We start from the raw sequence: 18049 nt of genomic DNA, 5'->3' as shown, positions 1-18049 counted from the left end.
GGATTTGTTTTCTGTCTAAGACGAGCGGTGCCAAAGACATGCCCTTCCCGTATAGCACCTACGGTCAGCGATAGGATTGAGATTCTGTAAATCATGGCCGCACCCACCCTAACATGTTATCATGGTGGGGGGAGCTAAGGCGCCGGTACCGTGTAAGCATATGGGCGATGATCGCCGATTAAGGCTTCAACGCTTTCCATCCGGCATAATCGTGTACGGCGATTCCGGCAAAGGCGGGATGCGTCTGCAGCTGGGAGTTCAGCTTCGTAAGCTGCTGGTTCATATATGCCGTACCCTCCTCATAGAACGTAATGAACGCCCTTTCCGAGATGCTGAGCGTCTCGACCGCAATCACGGCGGGAATGCCCGCATCGGCGGCCTCATCCAGCTCTTTCGAGGCAATTCCGGCGATTTTCTCGGCGGTGTCGCGATAAGCCATGATCGTAACCGAATCGTATTGGCGCATCATCCAACGGCTTAAGGTTTCACTGCCGTCCGGTACTTTATAGCTGCACAGCCAGAATGGGATATCCCCGCCAACGGGAAGCCCCATGTCCGCTGCTTCCTGTACGATATAACGCATGTTATTTTGCCACTGCGGGATCATGGCCGCCTGATTTGTCTTCCACTCATAGAGCGAGTAAGGTTCAATATCGAGATGAATCCCGCTGAACTTCTCGTCCTGCGCAGCACCGGCTTGGTAGGTCTTGACCCAGCTCAGAAACGCAGCGATTTTCGGCTGTTCCGACTCGAACGCCCATCTCGGCTTACCGTCAAGAGCATGGACTTCGATCCCCCGGGCTTTAGCCGCTTTAATGAAGTTCTTGTAATAGGAACTGTGGACGTCGCGGTTCACTTGCAGGTAGATCGTGTTTACACCATTGGATGTGCTGAAATTCAAAATTTCGGTCGCGGACGTTTTGATCAGAGGGGTCTGCCAGAGCCAGGTCGACTTGACGGGAGCTTGCGCACCGGCCGGCGACGGGTGCCATCCTAAGGCTCCCAGGAAAAGAATGGCGAGAAAAAGCGACAGACGACAGTGGTTTAACATCATGTTGAATCATTGCTCTCCTTTGATGCATACCGGATCAGGTCCTTTGAATCGGCAGCCCGGTTGACGTAGTGTGAACCTTCCCACGCCTCAGACCCGTGACTTTGCGTCCCCGCCCTTCGGCGGATTTACACTGACGATATGGGTAATAGTGGAATAAACCTAGTGCTTAGTATATATAGTTCAACCCTATTCGGCATGAGTCCTGAGGCCCATGTTTTTGTTAAGCAATTGTAAAAACACCACGGAGAGGTAGATGATGGATGACAAAAAAGAAAAAGCTCTACATCACTGCGGCCGTCTTCATCCTTGGCGTCACCGTGCTTTTCCTGCGGCCGTTCGGAAGCGATGAGCGCAGCGAACGGGTGACGTGGATATGGGATCTGCAGAAGCTGAACGCCGATCATGACGGGTCTTTGGTCCGGTTTTTGCAAAAACAGAATGTCCGCACCGTGTACTTGTATTTCAACGATTCGCAAAAGGACGAGGAGACTAAAATGGGGTACCGTACCTTTATCCAGTCAGCGTCAGAGGCACAGATTGATGTTCACGCACTGGGGGGCGAGCGTCATTGGGCACTGACCCGCCATCATCCCCAGATGACCGGGTTTTTGAAGAACGTGATTGCCTACAATGCGTCCGTGCCTGCCGAGGCCAGGTTCACCGGCGTTCACCTTGATGTGGAGCCCTATCTGCTCCCGGAATGGGAAAGGAACGACAAAAAAGTCATTCAACAATGGATGAACATGATGCGGAAATTTACGGTGTCGGCGAAAGAACATTCACTTGAGACCGGCGTCGATATACCGTTTTGGCTCAACAAGTATCAAGTGCCGGGTCCCGATGACGCGTCTGTGCGTTTGGACGAATGGATGATCCGCCAGACGGATAGCCTGGCCATTATGTCGTACCGCGATCGTGCCGAAGGAGAAAACGGGCTGATCGATATCGTGAAGCACGAGATCGATGCTGCGAAGAAATTGGGCAAGCAGGTGTATGTCGGCGTTAATCTGGCTCCGGATGAAGCCAACCATTTGAGCTTTCACGAGGAAGGAATCGCTGCTTTCAAGGAGGTCGAGAAGCGGGTTCTGGCCGAATACGGACGTTCGGACGCCTTCGGCGGTCTGGCCGTGCATGACCTGGCCGAATGGCTGCGCATGGAACGATGGAACACCAAAGGGCAGCGCCTGTAACAGGCGCTGCCCTTTGGTGTGCTGCTTTTATGATCTGTACGACGGGCCGCTTAAGGCTTCAGAGCTTCCCAGGCTTCGAACTGGTGAACGGCAATACCCCTGAAGGCGTAACGATGGCTGAGCAGCGATGCCAGCTGCTCAAGCTGCCCGTTCATATAGGATCGGCCTTCCTCGTAAAAGGTAATGAACCCCCCCTCCCTACTGGGCAGAGTCTCCACTGCTACCATCGCCGGTATGCCGATGTCGGCCGCCTGCTCCAGCAGTTTGGACGCCATGAACCCAATCGCATACGCGGAATCCCGGAATGCCAGAATGGTGACCGAATCGTGCTTGCGGATCATCCACCTGCTCAAGGATTCGCCGCTTTCCGGTACCGTGTATTTATGCAGCCAGAACGGCAAATCGACGCCAATCGGCAGCTGCATCCGATGAGCCTCCCTCACCATAAATCTTACGTTATCCTGCCATTGCGGGATAAATTCCTCCGTGTTGTCGAACCAGCCGGGGAGGACATACGGTTCGACGTCGATGTGTATTCCTGTGAACCTCTCGCCCACCGCCGAACCGGCCTGGTACGTTTTCACCCAATTCAAAAACGTTTCGATCGCGGGACGCGAGGAAGTAAAACCCCACTCCGGCTTTCCGTCGAGAGCATGAACTCCTATACCCCGCTCACCCGCCGCCTTAATAAATTTCCGGTAATCGGAAACTTTAACATCCCGGTTGATCTGCAGAAAAACGACCTTAATTCCTTTCGCCGTGCAAGTGTCCAGAATGGAAAGAGCCGAATCTTTTATTTTTTCCGTATACCATATCCATGTAGCTTTGACCGGGGCAGGAGAACCGGTCAAAGCTTCCGCGTTCGCTTGCCGGGGAATGGCGCAAAGAACGTTCAGAATCACGACTAACAGCAGAAACAAACGGGCATGGTGACTTTTCAATGCCTTTCTCCCTTTAGCCTGACACGGCCTCGGCCAGCGGCAGGAGTTGTTCATCCGGCGCTCCGATTTTGTAGATGTGCGGCAGATCGTACGCCTTCAGTGCATTGCGCGTGTCGAGAATCGGCACACCCAAGTCGGCAATTTCCCCGTAGGCGACGGCCTCATGATTCGTAATCAGTACCATGCAGTCGTAGGAACGGAACTTATCGAGATCGTAAGTGATCGAAGTCACCTTGCTGCCGGACTTATCCCTAAACGAGGTGGCGAAAGGATCGAAGTAATCCACCAGCGCCCCGCCCTCCCGGAACAGCTCATAGACTTCGAGGCCCGGCGATTCGCGCAGATCGTCCACGTTCGGCTTGTACGCCATGCCAAGAATGAGCACTTTGGATTTCCGCAGCGATTTGGAGTAGATATTAAGGATGTGCGCTGTCTTATTGGTAACGAAGTAGGGCATGTTGGTATTGATCGACTGGGCAAGTTCTATAAAATTGCTGTAGAAGCGGAAGCCCTTCGCCTTCCAGGATAGGTACATCGGATCCAGCGGTATGCAGTGACCGCCGATTCCGGGCCCGGGATAGAACGGCATGAACCCGAACGGTTTCGTGCTGGCTGCCTTGATCACCTCCCAAATATCGATGGACATCCGTTCGCACATCATAGCCATCTCATTGATAAAGGCGATGTTTACGCTCCGGAACGTGTTCTCGAGCAGCTTGGACATTTCGGCCACTTTCGGCGAGGAGACCGGGACGACCGTATCCACGATGTTGCCGTACAGCAGGCTGCCCAATTCCATGCAGGCTGGCGTTGTACCACCGAGTACTTTAGGGGTGTTGAAAGTGTTGTATTTTTCGTTGGAAGGGTCTACACGCTCCGGCGAAAAGCAGAGGAAGTAGTCCCGGCCGGCCACAAGTCCCATCCCCAGCATTTCCCGTTCGATCAATTCCTCGGTCGTTCCCGGATAGGTCGTGCTCTCAAGAACGATGAGAAGCCCTTGTTTCATATGCGTCTTAATCTGATCAACGGCATAAATGATGTATGAGGTATCCGGATCCTGATTGGCGCTAAGCGGGGTGGGTACACAGATGGATACGGCATCCAGCTCCTGCACCACCCGGTAATCCGAAGTGGGATGGAATCGCCCGGTTGCAGCGACAGCCTGGAGCCGATCTTGGGAAATATCCTTAATATAAGAGACCCCATCCTTTAGCAGATCGACCTTGTTCGTGTCCAGGTCAATACCGTACACGGTAAAGCCCTTCTCTACCATCTCGATGGCAAGCGGAAGCCCGACATAACCGAGCCCGATAACGCCAAGCACGGCACTTTTGCTTTGGATGTTAGCATACAAATGCGCATAGTTTGAATTCATTTTTCTTCAGCCTCCTTGAGTATGGGTTTACATTACAGCAGACGTTCGATTCTGGCTTCGAGCTCCACTGGGGAAAATGGCTTGGTGATGTAATCCGCCACGCCAAGCTCAAAACATTTGCTGATCGCTTGCTCCACCCGGTTATCGGTGAACACGATCACTTTCGCTTCAGGATCCTCATCATTGATGCGGGTAAGGAAGTGAAATCCGTCAATGCCCGACAGGTTGAGATCGGTAACAACGACATCCGGCCTTTCTTGTCGAAATAGATTTAGTCCCGTCTTACCGTCCTTTGCAGCCAGCACGCGGTATCCCTTCAGCTGAAGACGGAGCTGGAGGAACCGGCGTACATCCTCATCGCCATCCACCAGCAGTACGGATTGAGTTTCATTGGATTGGTAGTGGTCATGGAAAATGACGACGTTCTGCGATGCCGGCACCTGTTCAAACACGTCCGTGACGGCCTGAAAAAAGGCGGGGTTACGCTCGGCGCTTGGCTTCACATTCGCCAGCATGACGGTGAATGGGCTCTGTGCTATCCCGGAGAGAAGCTCCTTGATGCGCAGCGCCGTGTAATGGGTATGGCTCAAGGCGGAGTCAAACAGCAGCAGAGCGATTACCCCCTTGTCCGGATCCGCTTTGATATCCGCCGTTCCCCCTGTTTCCGGACCGATAATGGATTGAATGCCCTTCACCGCTTCCTGAAACGGCTGACCGCAGCGGACAAGGATGATGCCGCAGCCCTTCCAGTCCGCACCCTCGGCGTACCAGAATCGCTCCACGACCGACTCGTACATCATCTCGTTCAATTTTCGTACCTTTAGCATGATACTCATGTTCACTCGCCTCCTGGGATTTAGGTTGATGATTTGCTTGCCGCATCTTGATTCCAGCTCTGTCTTGTCATAACGCCCCAAGAATTGTTTTTTTGCATATATTCAATGTGCCCCTGGAGCCGCCATAATACCCCAATCTGGTAATACCCGAGAAACATGAGGGCGGAAAATGCGACCATTTTGAGCGTATCCCGCATGCGTGGGTATCGACGGAACGCCATTTCCTCCAGAATGAGCGAGCCGATGCTGAGCAGAAATCCGGTGAGGAAGTTAATCAGCATGAACATAAGCAGTACCTTCCACCCGGTCATTTCCATCCAGGCATAGCCTACAAGCGCGAGAAAGCCGGTAATCTTGAAGTAGGGGTTCAGTGTCTCAAACAAAATATTGTAGGGCATAGTCAGCATCCCGAACATTTTATACTTCAGACGGAATGCCATATCGTAGTTCTCGCTCATGTTTTTGAGGTTCCCCCTGCCCCATCGCCTTCGCTGGCTGCTGAGAATCCGGTACGTATCCGGCGCCTGCGTCCAACATACGGCATCCGGGCAGTAAGCCACCTTGTAAGGAATGTTGTTCTCCAGCATATACCGATGGAGCTTGATCACGATGTTCATGTCTTCGCCAGGGTAACCTTCCCGGTATCCGCCGACTTTGATGACGTGCTCCTTGCTGAACATCCCGAACGCCCCGGACACGATGATCAGCCCGTTGATATGGCTCCAGCCGATGCGGCCGCCAAGGAACGCCTTGATGTACTCCATCGTCTGGAACATCGGCCATAGCTTGCCCGGCAGCCGTACATCCGTGACGACACCGTCTTCGATCCTGCTTCCGTTGACGACACGCACATTTCCGCCGACGGCGATCGTTTCTTTTGGATTTTCCATGTAGACGCGAGCCATCCGGATCAGGGAATCCTTCTCCAAAAGGGAATCCGCGTCGATCGAAGTAATAAGAGGGTAATGCGACAGGTTGATGCCCGCATTCAGGGAATCCGCCTTACCTCCATTCTTCTTGTCGATGAGATACAGGTTGGGGTAAGCCGGATTGTGATAAATCGCCTTAATTTTGCTCGAGTCGATCACATACCGCACTTCATGCTCCATAACGGACAGGCCGAACGCGTCGATCATGACCTGCAGCGTATTGTCCTTCGATCCGTCATTCACGACAATGACCTCATATGTGTGGTAATTCAGCGTCAGCAAGGACTTCACACTTTCGATAATCGTCACTTCCTCGTTGTATGCCGGAACCAGAAGAGAGACCGGGGGAACGAACTCCGATCCCGAGAGGGTTTGAAACCGGGAATATGCGGCCCTTTTCGTCATGGCATAGATTCCCCGGTAAGAGAAAAACAGGATTGTAAAATAGATCAAGCTGACCGCGACGACATAATAGGTGATCGCCGTTCCGTAAATAAGAAGCAAGTCCCTCATTTTCTTCACCTCCTTTAGGTATATCTCTCATCACCCGGCGATGGTTTCCTGTCCGCCAGAAGATGATGTTTGCTCTGTGTTTGCAGGGATTGTACCGAAAAACCGCTCATACACGAACCGCTGCATGATTCGGAAGCCCATGCGTCTAATATCCTGCTCGTTGGGATCGTACTGACTCAATTCTTCCCGGATGACGCTTTGGGCTACTGCCGCCTCACATTGGGTACTAGGGCCGGACGCCGCCTTGCACAAAGCGCTGAACCCTTCTTGGCCAAGCATCGCGAGACTTTTGGCGCCTGCATATCGTACCTGAGCGATCGGATCGGCGAGTGATTCGGTGAGCAGCCCGATGCTGCCTTTCATGCCGAGCGTTCCCATTGCCTGGGCAGCCGCTGCCCGAATCTCCCAGTCGCGGTGGCTCACCAGGTGGCGTATCCGGTGATCGGACAGCATTCCACTGCCACGGAGGAACAATCTTGCCGCCTCCACGCGAATCTCCTTGTCTTCCGTATCCACCAGCTGATAGAGCAGCTCCGCCATGCCCGGATCGGTGTGCTTTTGCAGCAGAACCAAGCCCAGCTTGACTTGCTCTGTCGTGTGGCTCTGCAGAAACTGCTCCACCAGCTCGTTGTAACCAAACTCAGATTCTGCAATGATATCCGCAATCAGCTGATAGGCATCTTTGCCCGGCACCAGCAGCAGTTTCGCCATCTCGACCAGCTCTTCCGGCTTCCGCGTGCATTTGGCCACCGCTCTGGCCACGATGAACATCAGCGGTCCACGCTTCATGGAGCCAAGGTACCGCAGCATCGCCGGTACCGCCTGTGCCGAACGCATGCAGCCCAGATAGTGAACCGCGTCAAGCTTGACCCAACCGAACGGGCTCTGCAGCCGCTTCAATTGCCGGTTGATGAGACCCATCTCCTCGCACAGCCTGATCAGTTTCCCCTGCGGCCTTCCCTTCAGCTGGTCGATCCAACCAATCAGCCGGCTCTGGATAACAAGCCGCTCCGCTGCGGAAAGTCCGGCAGGAGGAGGATACAGCTCCCCCGCACCGTCCAGACTCGCGAGCACATACGTTAACCAGTCCTCATGTTTGGCCAGAACCTTCCCTGTCAGCTTCCGCTGCCGTTTGGCCCGCAGCTTAAGCGCAGCAAGAAGGATCAGGCCGGCGGCAATGAGACAGACGAGCACAACGATGAACGCCTGCGCGACCTGTAAATTCGAATACATGGCTTTACCTCCGTTCTTCCGTTAACGCTCCAACTCCCTGTATAGGGATTGCATCAATGTATAGCTTTGCTTGAGACGCTCTGTGTAGGTGACCGTATCCCAAGGGGACCAAGTAAATCGGGGCGCCTTGGACACAGGGAAGGCTTGTGCTTCGGCGTCCAGGCCGGTAATGCGCTTCGTACTTTTGTCCATAAACCAGGGAATGAACCGGATGCCGTCCATTTTTGCCGTCTTGAATACCTTGTCCGGCATGTCGTAACTAACCGCCTGAAGTGAGCTCGGATCCGCAAGCCCCAGGAGCATCCATGGAATGCGCAGCTCGATGAAATCCCCGCTGTACTGCCACATGGCCAGCGAATTGTAGGACGGGTCCTGCGGATCCGTCGTCCCCCGTGGCAGCCGGCCGACTTCCGCGTCTTCGAAAGGGTGCGCAAATTTCGTGTCCGGCGGTTCCATCTTGAGGCTAACCGGCAGCCGCCAGGGACTGAACACTCCCGAATCGTCCTGGGTATCCTGTTCCGTCACAGGGAGCATGCCGTAAATATAGCCGTACAGCCGCTTCTGCATATCATAGTTGGCTGCGATGCGGACACCCGTTTCCTCGTCCGTTCCAATGGTAATGAGCGTCTCCAGCCCTTCGTCCAGCACCTTGCCGTTCAGCTCCGGCGCATGCTTATTGCCTCCCGGCAGGATGTCCGTACCAAGGAAGAGCGTCTCCCGCTTGGGATCGAACGCATAATCCAGCCGGACGGCCAGGTACACATACGCTTCATCATGGGTCGCCCAGAGGTCACGGATTCCGGGTACCTGCACGTCCAGCCTCGTCTTGACGTCATCTCTAAGCGTTCTCCAATCATCGTCTTTCCCGTCGATGTGCAGGATCCCGTCTTTTCCCGAATACATGCCGAGCACCCCGAACTGCTTCTCGTTGGTCAGAACGTTCAGCCAATACGGTCGCCGGTCGGCCGGTATCTCCATAGGCATCGTGTTCCACGTCTTCTTGAACCATTCGTCCTGCCACATGAACAAGATGGCACCGGCATAGCCCTCGTCATGAATGGCGCGCGTCAGCTCCGCATCGATGCGGCCCTGCTGTTCCTCGTTATGTCCGCCCTGAGACCGGTTTAGGGGGGCAAAATGCGAGATTCCGGCGGACGATGGTACACCATACTCCGTCACCATGAGCGGCATGCCCCGGTGATACGCTTTCAGACGCTGCAGATAAGTCCGGTAGGAATCCGGTTGGCCGTTCGCATCCTTGACCTGGTTCGGATTTTTGTCAAACCGGAAAAAGTCAGGGTAGTACGGATACACATGGTAGGCGGCGAAATAGCCGGCTTCCCACTGCAGCGGACGAATATGGGTAGCATCCACGCTGACCCTGTCTTCTGTATACAACGGCTCCTCCGGGTGGGACAGCACGTCTGTCGTCACCCAATTGGTAAAAGTAACGGGATGCTCCCAGCCGTACGCTTTTTCTGCTCGCGCGGTATGATCCATCATTTCGGTCAGCCATGCCTCGAACGGAGATGCATGGGGTTCCGTTTGGAAGTGCCGGCCCGTATAAGCCGCCTTGTCCTTGTGAGTCTCATTTGTATGTAATACCATTTCCGGGTCCCACTCCGTCCCGATGTGCCATCCCAGCAAATAAGGTCCGGCGTTCTTTTTATATGTTCCCGAGCTTTGGCCCGGTGATTCCGGCTGCTCCAAATCGCCGTAGACGGCCTTGACAGCCCGCTCGATTTCGTTACGGAACGCGTCTTGGATTTCCGGCAGGTAGGCGTCCTTTTTCTCGATGAGCTGCTCCTCCGGCGACCAGATGCCCTGGATAAAATAGAGAGGATCGTCCGCATGCTTCTGGTTATACTCCACCAAGCTGGAGTAGAACACAGGATTATGGCGGGTATACACCCGGATGACATTGGCTCCCATCTCCTTGATCTGGCCGAACCAGCGAAGATAATCCTCGCGCTGCAGCGGAAACTCGCTTGGGAAATGCCCCGGCAGCGTAACCCCGAGATTAACCCCTTTTACGAACATCGGCTGCCATTCTCCATACCGGTACATCTGGATGGTTTCGCCTTCCGTACGAAATTTGATTTTCGTGCCGTCAGATGTCGTCTGATGCTCCACTTCTTTGGCGGCTGCGAAATAGTTCAGTCCGTAGAAGCCTCCTGCCATGACGGCTCCGAGCAGCCCGATCGTCAGAAGGAAGGCTTTTCCTTTTCGCATCCGTTTGATCACCTTCCTTTCTCCGTACGCCTGTTTGCTGCCATTATTCCACCGTTACACTTTTGGCCAGATTGCGTGGCTTGTCCACGTCATACCCTTTTGCTGCAGACGCGTAATAAGCGAGAAGCTGCAGCGGGATGACCGACAGGGCCGGCACCGTCATCGGATGCGTGTCGGGAATGCGGAACAGGCCGTTGACATGCCTCTCAAGATCGGTGATGTTCACCCCGGTAATACCGAATACGTTCGCGCCCCGCGCGATCACTTCCCGGATGTTGCTGACCGTCTTCTCGTACAGCTCCGGCTGAGTCGCGAGCGCGACGACCGGCGTGCCCTCTTCAATAAGGGCCAACGTCCCGTGTTTGAGTTCGCCGGCCGCATACGCCTCGGAATGGATGTAAGAGATTTCTTTGAGCTTGAGCGAGCCTTCAAGAGCTACCGCATAATCCATGCCTCGGCCAATAAAGAAAAGGTTCTGATACTGCGAAATCTCCTGTGCATAAGCTTCCATTTCCACGGACCTCTGCAAAATGGTTTCCGCCTGGTCCGGAAGCGCCTTCAGCGCCTGCGAGATCGATTCGGCTTCCTCATTCTCCAAGGTTCCACGCGCACCGGCCAAATGCAGTGCCAGCAGGTACAAGGCGATCAGCTGCGTGGTATACGCTTTGGTGGAGGCAACCGAAATCTCCGGTCCGGCCCACGTGAACAAAACATCGTTCGCTTCCCGGGCAACGGAGCTTCCTACTACATTGGTCACTGCCAGCACATGGGCACCGTTGCGCTGAGCTTCCCTGAGCGCAGCGAGCGTATCTGCCGTTTCGCCGGACTGGCTCACAACGATAACAAGTGTGTCCGGTGTAATCAGCGGTGAGCGGTAACGGTATTCCGACGCTACATCGACCTCGACAGGCAGGCGCGCCAACCGTTCGATCGCGTTTTTGCCGACCAGACCGGCGTGGTAGGCCGTTCCGCAGGCAACAATGTGCACGCTGCGGATCGCTTTGATCCGTTCTTCCGTGAGGCACAATTCCGGCAGGTGCACCCAAGGTGCTGCCGTCAGCAGCCGGCCGCTCAGCGTATCCCTATACGCCTTCGGCTGCTCATGAATTTCCTTGAGCATGAAATGCGCGTACCCGTCCTTCTCCGCCACGGCCAGATCCCAATCCACGTGAAATGGCTCCCGGGTGATGAAGTTGCCTTCGATCGTCATCAGCTCAACACCCGACTGGCTCAAGACGGCCATCTCTCCGTCGTTCAAGATGTACACGTTTCGGGTGTATTCCAGAATCGCCGGGATATCGGAGCCGATGAATTGCTCGTTCTCCCCGATCCCGATAATGAGCGGGCTGTGCATCCGAACCGCAACCAGCTTGTCCGGCTCAAACTCGCAGAGGACGGCAAGAGCGTAGGCCCCGCGCATTTGCTTCGTAGCCCGCTGCACCGCCTTAACGATATCGCCGTCGTAATGCGAGGCGATCAGATGGGAGATGACCTCCGTATCTGTCTCGGAAACGAAGGTGACCCCCTGCCCGGTGAGCTGTTCCTTCAGATCCAGGTAATTCTCGATAATGCCGTTATGAACGACCGATATTTTCATAGCGTTATCCGTATGCGGATGTGAATTCGTGTCCGACGGCTTCCCATGGGTTGCCCAGCGGGTATGGCCGATGCCGATCGTTCCAAGCAGCATTTCCTGATAGAGACGGCTCTCCAGCTCGGCGATCCGGCCCTTTGACTTCACAACCTTGAGTCCTTGCTCCGTACATACCGCAATACCTGCCGAATCATAACCGCGGTACTCCAGCCTCTTCAATCCGTCGAGCAGAATGCGCTGCGATTGCTTGCCTCCCACATAACCCATGATGCCGCACATTTACAACCACTCTCCTATTCGATTTGAGAATCCAGGCTTCCTTCGCCCTTTTTCACCATACCTCATTCAATTTGGCCGAAGTATACTGCGAGAGCACCAATTTTCATAAACGTTCCCTAACAGACAATACACATCCTCAGACATAACCATCGGCCTCTAGCGATTTGTCGAATTTTGTAGATATTTGCAAAAAACACGCATTTAATGTTCGAGTGATGCAAACCTTGTTTTTTCCAAAAAAAACCTACGGATAGCCTGATGATCACTATCTAACCAAAGGTAAATTAAAGCGTTATCAAATAGAGCTAAAAAAGGTGTCCTTTCGGGGAGTCCAATTTCCTACACAACCACCGGTAAAGACGCTATTTCTGAATAGGCCTCTATAGGTCTCTTTCTCGGATTTACAAAATTTTATTTTTTACGGGGAGAGAATTTTTCCCAAATTAAGGATTATTTATCTGCTAAACCGGCCTCTGAGCCTCTGTCCAAAGAGAAAAAACATACCACAATATGGAATATGTTTGCGGTTTATCGTTCAAGCTCGTAAACCCGATTCCTGCAGCTTAATTGAGGTATTCAGGAGGATAAAGCACTGGACCTATCCCAGACTGCAGACCATGTCATTCGTCCATAATATTCCAGCCCCACGGAACAAACCATGGCTGGATTTATATAGAAACCGCTGCACGCATCAAGAGGAGCCGGAAGCGTATATTGGGCGGCTTCTCCGCCGATATGTAACCTTGATTTTATCGTTCCCGTAAAAATGTCCCGCTAAGCCGCTGCACCGGAAGGCAGCGTCTGCTCGGAGCAAGTATAAAGGCGTGACATGAACCTTTCTTTATCGAAACCCAGGTCAATCTTTAAAAATATGTTCAACGCATCTTCAAAATTTAATCAACCTATCGGGAGGAAGCACATTTCGATTGAATCTTTTACATAAATTAGTATAATTTATATTGAAAACGCTTTCTGATAGATCGCCGCGTAATATATCTGTAACTTTAGGGGTGTCGTGATGTCCAAACTTCAGCTTGTATTAGATGCCATGCCCATTTTTCAGCACACGTATCCCGAAGATGCTTGTATCATCGTTTCAACCCCTGAAAGAGTCATCGGATATTTGCCTGGAAAAGCGTTTGATGCCAATATTAAAGCGGGCGAGCCCATGAGCAAATATACGGGGACTGCTTCGGCGGAAGCGATGCGTTTGGGCATCAACGTTCAAGTGGAACGGGATGCTTCCGTATCCGGCGTCCCTTATATTTCCACGGCAGTACCGATCATAGAGGAGGATGGACAAGTCGTCGGTTCTCTCGCCGCGGTGGTATCAAATAAAAAATTGGATGCTTTAAGAACCGGGACTTCCGAATTATACGCTACGATCGAGGAAATGACCGCTACCACGGAGCAGGTGAGAAAGGATAGTGATGAAGTATCGAATTATTTGCAAAAGCTATCCGTACAGTCTCAGGATACGATGAACGATATTAGGCAAATTGGCTCCGTCCTGAAATTCGTCCAGGAGGTAGCAAGCCAATCTCATTTGTTAGGATTAAATGCCGCGATTGAAGCGGCAAGAGTCGGAGAACAAGGCAGAGGATTTGCCGTGGTTGCCAATGAAATCAGAAAAATGGCGGCCAACAGCATGGAGGCAGCAAGCAAAATTAAAGAACAATTAACGCGTATTCAAGTAATAGTCGCGGAAATGGATAAAGCTATACGACAGATCGCCGCTCATACGCAGGAACATTCGGGCAGCATGGAAGAACTGAATGCAGCTTTTCTGCAAATTTCTGAAACGACTGAACGATTAGCTAAGATAGGTAAATAACGTTGTCGATCCTCAAAGGCAGAGCTATTCAATTGCCAAATCCGCCTTTTGGAAGCGTATCTTGATTAGAAAATAACCTCAGCAATAGCATCAGTAGAAATAGAAGAAGCACTCAACCCATTGATCTCTAAATTATCTTTGGAAGGCTTTACATGGAGAGGCGGGCATGATAGGTTCAATAGCCATGGCGATACGGAATTTTTGATTATTCAGCAAGCCCTAATTACTACAACTCAAAAATAATCAGAGCCAGGGCTAGGGCCAGGACCTTAATTCGATATTTTAAGGTGCCTGGCTTTAATGTAGAATAAATGCAAGTTCTATGGGCTAAAACGGTTTACGGATGGAAGCAGATACCGATGTTCAAGTGAAATCCAAAGTGACGTAAATCCTCAGATTATTTAGTCAGGCACTGAATTTTGGTATTGGGACCAAATAGCCATGGCTTCTTACTAACCTACTAGTAACATCTCAACGAACTTAACATCAGCTGGAGCAAATACATACTCCCCCAGATCTTTCGAATATACCCACTCACATTGGTCGTGATCGACCAACTCCAATTCCCCACTTATAAATTTAGCCTTATGTGCATACAGCCGAATATGTGTCGATCCATAATAATGGTCATTTTTACCAAATGATTCATACGGTTGAATTTGAATATTCATTTCTTCTTGTAACTCTCTCTTTAAGCATTCTTCAATCGTTTCATTATTCTCTATCTTGCCACCCGGAAACTCCCACAAGCCTTCTTGCGCTTTACCCTTCTTACGTCTAGCTATTAAGATCTGACCAAGCTCATTTTCGATGATGGCTGCTGCCACCTCAATCATCCCAATCACATCCTATCCAAGTGCTTTATTTGCCACTGGCACCAATTCCGGAGGCATCTCTTCCTTCAATCTCCACACAAAACTCATGGGTTTATTTCCTTCGTGCCTTATATACTCGGCTTCCCCTAAGAAAACAAATGGCGAAGTGTAGTTATTCTCCTCCTTGTATTCACGGACAAATAACGCAATTCTTTTCCCCATTTGTTTATGATGGATATATCGCTTAGCCGTATTCGTTTCTTCCGAAATACGACTCTGAGTCTGCCAATGAAAGAGTCGCTCGTTAATGGCATAATCTTCATATAAAGTAGAAGGCGAAAAGTCTTTGTCGGATTTATTTAGTGTAATAAAGAAAATATCCGTTTCCTTATCCTCGAAATACTTCACGCCTTCACGAAAAGCCGGAGCCTTTTCTTCATTCCAAAAGCCGAAGGCCGCCAGCACTTGATCCGTTGAATATGTACAGTGTAAATCTAAGGGACATATGTATGGGAACTCATTCCTTTTATCGACAAAGTTAATATGTGCGTAATTATATTTAAGTATTTCAATGATCTCTTCCTTAAACGTGTTGCAGGAAACAATAGACTGAACAGCGTGATGAATGTCCAGGTACCCCTGTTTTTGGGGCTCAGATCGATAGAAGGTATAGTAAAACATATTCAGCATCAGACGTTCTTCTTCTGTTTGTACGAGCTTTCCTTGCTCAAGATACTCGATTAAAAAACCTAAAAGTCTCCGAGAGTTCATGCTTAATAAAGCCGGAATACGTTTTGTCAGGTACTCCATATTCTCATACTCAAATGGCTCGATTAAACCCGCTTCAGCCATCAACCCTCGGAATGTACGGTTTCCATTACGCCCACCGTAGAAATCATTTAGACTCATTCCGTGATATCGAATGAAATTTTCTAGTGTTAAGCTTAATCCAGTATCTTCTGCAAAATATTTCAGCTTAGCAACCAAGCTCTTCCGATTGATTGTTGTTTGCTTCAGATTTCTTAGGATGTATTCTTTGGCCTGTTTCTCAAGCTGAATGAAGCTTCCGCGTGGTAGGCTCGAAAACCCGTGCTCGACGTAGTGCTGAACGGAATGCTTTGTTTTGCCAAGTATAGCTCTAAATTTCTCTTGGAAATTATATTCTTTTTGCGCTTGTCCAATAAAATCAAGAACTGTTAAGCATTCTTTTCCGTCTGCCAAGCGAAGCCCACGGCCAAGCTGCTGTAAGAATACGGTCAAGCTCTCTGTAGGACGCAAGAATAAAATCGTGTTGATCTCCGGTATGTCTACCCCTTCATTATACAGATCGACAACGAAGATCACCTTGACATCACCTGAAACTAATCTCCCCTTAGCAGAATTACGCTCCTCATCGCCAGACTTTCCATGCAATGCAATAGCGGCTATCCCCGACTCATTGAAAACCTTAGCCATATAGAGCGCATGATCCACACTCACGCAAAATCCAAGTGCTTTGACATCATCCAAATCTGTTACATATTTTTTTAAGCTATTTATAATTTGACTTGCCCGAATTTTATTATGGGTGTATAAGTTCTCGAGCTCATTCAGATCGTAACCGCGTCTTGTCCATTTGACTTGGGATAAATCAACGTTATCTGTCACACCGAAATAATGAAAGGGACAAAGCAATTTCCGATCAATCGCATCCGTTAAGCGAATTTCTGCCGCGATAGTATCATTAAAGTAGTGCAATACATCTTTTCCATCCATCCGCTCAGGAGTGGCTGTTAACCCTAATAATATCTGAGGCTGGTAATAAGACAAAAGCCTTTGATAGGAAGGCGCCGCGGCATGGTGAAATTCATCTACAATTATATAATCATAAAAATCTGGAGTTGTTTTATCAGCAAGCTTTAGTGTGTTAAAGCTTTGGATACTGATAAACAGATGATCGATGGAATCGGCTTGGCTACTTCCAACATGGAGTTCTCCGAAATTCAGATCTTTCAAGATAAACCGAAATGTATCCAGGCTTTGCTTAAGGATTTCCTCGCGATGGGCCACAAAGAGTAATCTTTCCCTTTGATTGCGACTGGCAAACCGCTTATAATCGAATGCAGATATAACAGTCTTCCCTACACCAGTAGCAGCTACTAGCAGATTTCTTGTTCTTCCATAGATCACTCTTTGAGCCTCTAACTTCTCAAGAATTTCTTTCTGATAATCGTAAGGAGTAATGTTAAATTGGAATGTTAATTGATTACTTTCCTGTTCCTTCTTTTTGCCAAGTGCTTGCTTGAGCAGTAATTGATGCTCCTGATCTGAGATGGAGAAACTCTTAAATTCACGATCATTCCAGTAGCTTTCAAAGGTTGCCTCTATTTTCTTCAGGACATCATAGGCATCTTTCTCCGTAACCTTTACATTCCATTCCAAGCCGCTCGTAAGAGCAGGATTTGATAGGTTGGATGACCCTACGTAGGCTGTAGTAAAGCCTGTCTCTCTTTTGAAAAGATATGCCTTTGCATGTAATCGCGTGCGATCTGTGTCATAAGAGATTTTGATTTCCGTGTTCGGTAGCTTGCTTAATTCTATGACGGCCTTATAATCCGTTGCTTCCATATAGGTCGTTGTTATGACCCGTAAACGGCCCCCATTGGATGTGAACTCCTCTAACTGCTCCATTAGGCAGCGCAGCCCGCTCCATTTGATAAAGGAAACCAATAAATCAACCTGATCTGAGGTTACTACCTCCGTTTTTAGTTCACTCATCATATTGGGCTCCGAATGAGATCCTGTAAATAATGAGCTTTGTGACAATGGTGTTGTAGGTCTATTCACCTTGGATTCCTTGATGCCACGGATATGGTTTAACTTGGAATATACGTAGGTTAGAACCTCACCCCTTTCATCAAGCTGCCATTCCCTTAATTCTTCGTGGCCCAGACTGTTACGCAAAGTTGAAATAATATCATTGCAAGTCCTCACCTGTAAAAGAAGTGCATCGTCATCATCACTATTTTGTTCACGAATTATTTTTAAAGCTCTTCGGGTCACTGCAGCTAAATAATTAGATAGTTGTTTTCTTGCTTCCTCTGGGTCAAGTTGTTCTATACCAATTTCATATAGGGAAGGATCCAGATCCGACAACTGTCTCCTTGTAAGATTATTAATAATTTGCTCATACAGCCCCTGCTTCATAAAACACCTCATCTGCCTTGGAGTCTATCTTGACAAAC

General features: G+C 50.3%; 12 protein-coding genes and 1 riboswitch. Of the genes, 2 read left to right on the top strand and 10 right to left on the bottom strand.

Annotation, left to right across the window (positions count from 1 at the left end):
- Positions 1–178: 178 nt before the first annotated feature.
- Positions 179–1054, bottom strand: coding sequence for a hypothetical protein (locus ACZYR9_RS07825; protein WP_488977905.1), 876 nt, complete (start codon positions 1052–1054; stop codon positions 179–181).
- Positions 1055–1101: 47 nt separating this feature from the next.
- Positions 1102–1194: riboswitch (cyclic di-GMP riboswitch) on the bottom strand.
- Between the two features lie 120 nt (positions 1195–1314).
- Between ACZYR9_RS07825 and ACZYR9_RS07820 the strand changes: the two genes are divergently transcribed.
- On the top strand, positions 1315–2244 hold the full coding sequence (locus tag ACZYR9_RS07820; protein ID WP_488977904.1) for a hypothetical protein: 930 nt from the start codon (positions 1315–1317) through the stop codon (positions 2242–2244).
- Positions 2245–2294: 50 nt separating this feature from the next.
- Here ACZYR9_RS07820 and ACZYR9_RS07815 read toward each other — a convergent pair whose 3' ends face one another.
- Genes ACZYR9_RS07815 through glmS form a run of 7 tightly spaced genes read right to left on the bottom strand, consistent with a single transcriptional unit; the run spans position 2295 to position 12176 of the window.
- A complete protein-coding gene (locus ACZYR9_RS07815) occupies positions 2295–3185 on the bottom strand; it encodes a hypothetical protein (protein ID WP_488977903.1) in 891 nt (296 codons plus the stop codon).
- Positions 3186–3198: 13 nt separating this feature from the next.
- Positions 3199–4560: a nucleotide sugar dehydrogenase gene (locus tag ACZYR9_RS07810; RefSeq protein ID WP_488977902.1), complete on the bottom strand. Its 1362-nt coding sequence runs from the start codon at positions 4558–4560 to the stop codon at positions 3199–3201.
- Between the two features lie 32 nt (positions 4561–4592).
- Positions 4593–5396, bottom strand: a complete 804-nt coding sequence (locus tag ACZYR9_RS07805; protein ID WP_488977901.1) for a response regulator transcription factor — start codon at positions 5394–5396, stop codon at positions 4593–4595.
- A 20-nt stretch (positions 5397–5416) separates the two neighbouring features.
- Positions 5417–6838 carry a glycosyltransferase family 2 protein gene (locus ACZYR9_RS07800; RefSeq protein ID WP_488977900.1) on the bottom strand — a complete coding sequence of 474 codons (1422 nt, stop codon included), beginning with the start codon at positions 6836–6838 and terminating at the stop codon, positions 5417–5419.
- Between the two features lie 30 nt (positions 6839–6868).
- Complete coding sequence (locus tag ACZYR9_RS07795) at positions 6869–8071, bottom strand: HEAT repeat domain-containing protein (protein WP_488977899.1); 1203 nt, start codon at positions 8069–8071, stop codon at positions 6869–6871.
- A 21-nt stretch (positions 8072–8092) separates the two neighbouring features.
- The gene (locus ACZYR9_RS07790) at positions 8093–10303 is read right to left on the bottom strand and encodes a hypothetical protein (protein WP_488977898.1); all 2211 of its coding nucleotides are present in this window, start codon (positions 10301–10303) and stop codon (positions 8093–8095) included.
- A gap of 43 nt (positions 10304–10346) precedes the next feature.
- Positions 10347–12176: a glutamine--fructose-6-phosphate transaminase (isomerizing) gene (glmS, locus tag ACZYR9_RS07785; RefSeq protein ID WP_488977897.1), complete on the bottom strand. Its 1830-nt coding sequence runs from the start codon at positions 12174–12176 to the stop codon at positions 10347–10349.
- 1018 nt (positions 12177–13194) lie between these two features.
- Here glmS and ACZYR9_RS07780 point away from each other — a divergent pair.
- Positions 13195–14010 carry a methyl-accepting chemotaxis protein gene (locus tag ACZYR9_RS07780; protein WP_488977896.1) on the top strand — a complete coding sequence of 272 codons (816 nt, stop codon included), beginning with the start codon at positions 13195–13197 and terminating at the stop codon, positions 14008–14010.
- 452 nt (positions 14011–14462) lie between these two features.
- On the opposite strand, the gene mutT is transcribed toward ACZYR9_RS07780, so the two are convergent.
- Both mutT and ACZYR9_RS07770 read right to left on the bottom strand, forming a co-directional pair.
- Entirely contained in the window at positions 14463–14846 is a 384-nt protein-coding gene (mutT, locus tag ACZYR9_RS07775) for an 8-oxo-dGTP diphosphatase MutT (protein ID WP_488977895.1), read from the bottom strand.
- A gap of 12 nt (positions 14847–14858) precedes the next feature.
- Positions 14859–18011 carry a DEAD/DEAH box helicase gene (locus ACZYR9_RS07770; protein WP_488977894.1) on the bottom strand — a complete coding sequence of 1051 codons (3153 nt, stop codon included), beginning with the start codon at positions 18009–18011 and terminating at the stop codon, positions 14859–14861.
- Positions 18012–18049: the final 38 nt, after the last annotated feature.

The organism is Paenibacillus sp. F024 (assembly GCF_057814255.1).
The sequence above is the reverse complement of the archived record's forward strand: the minus strand, read 5'-3'. Positions and strand labels throughout refer to the sequence as shown.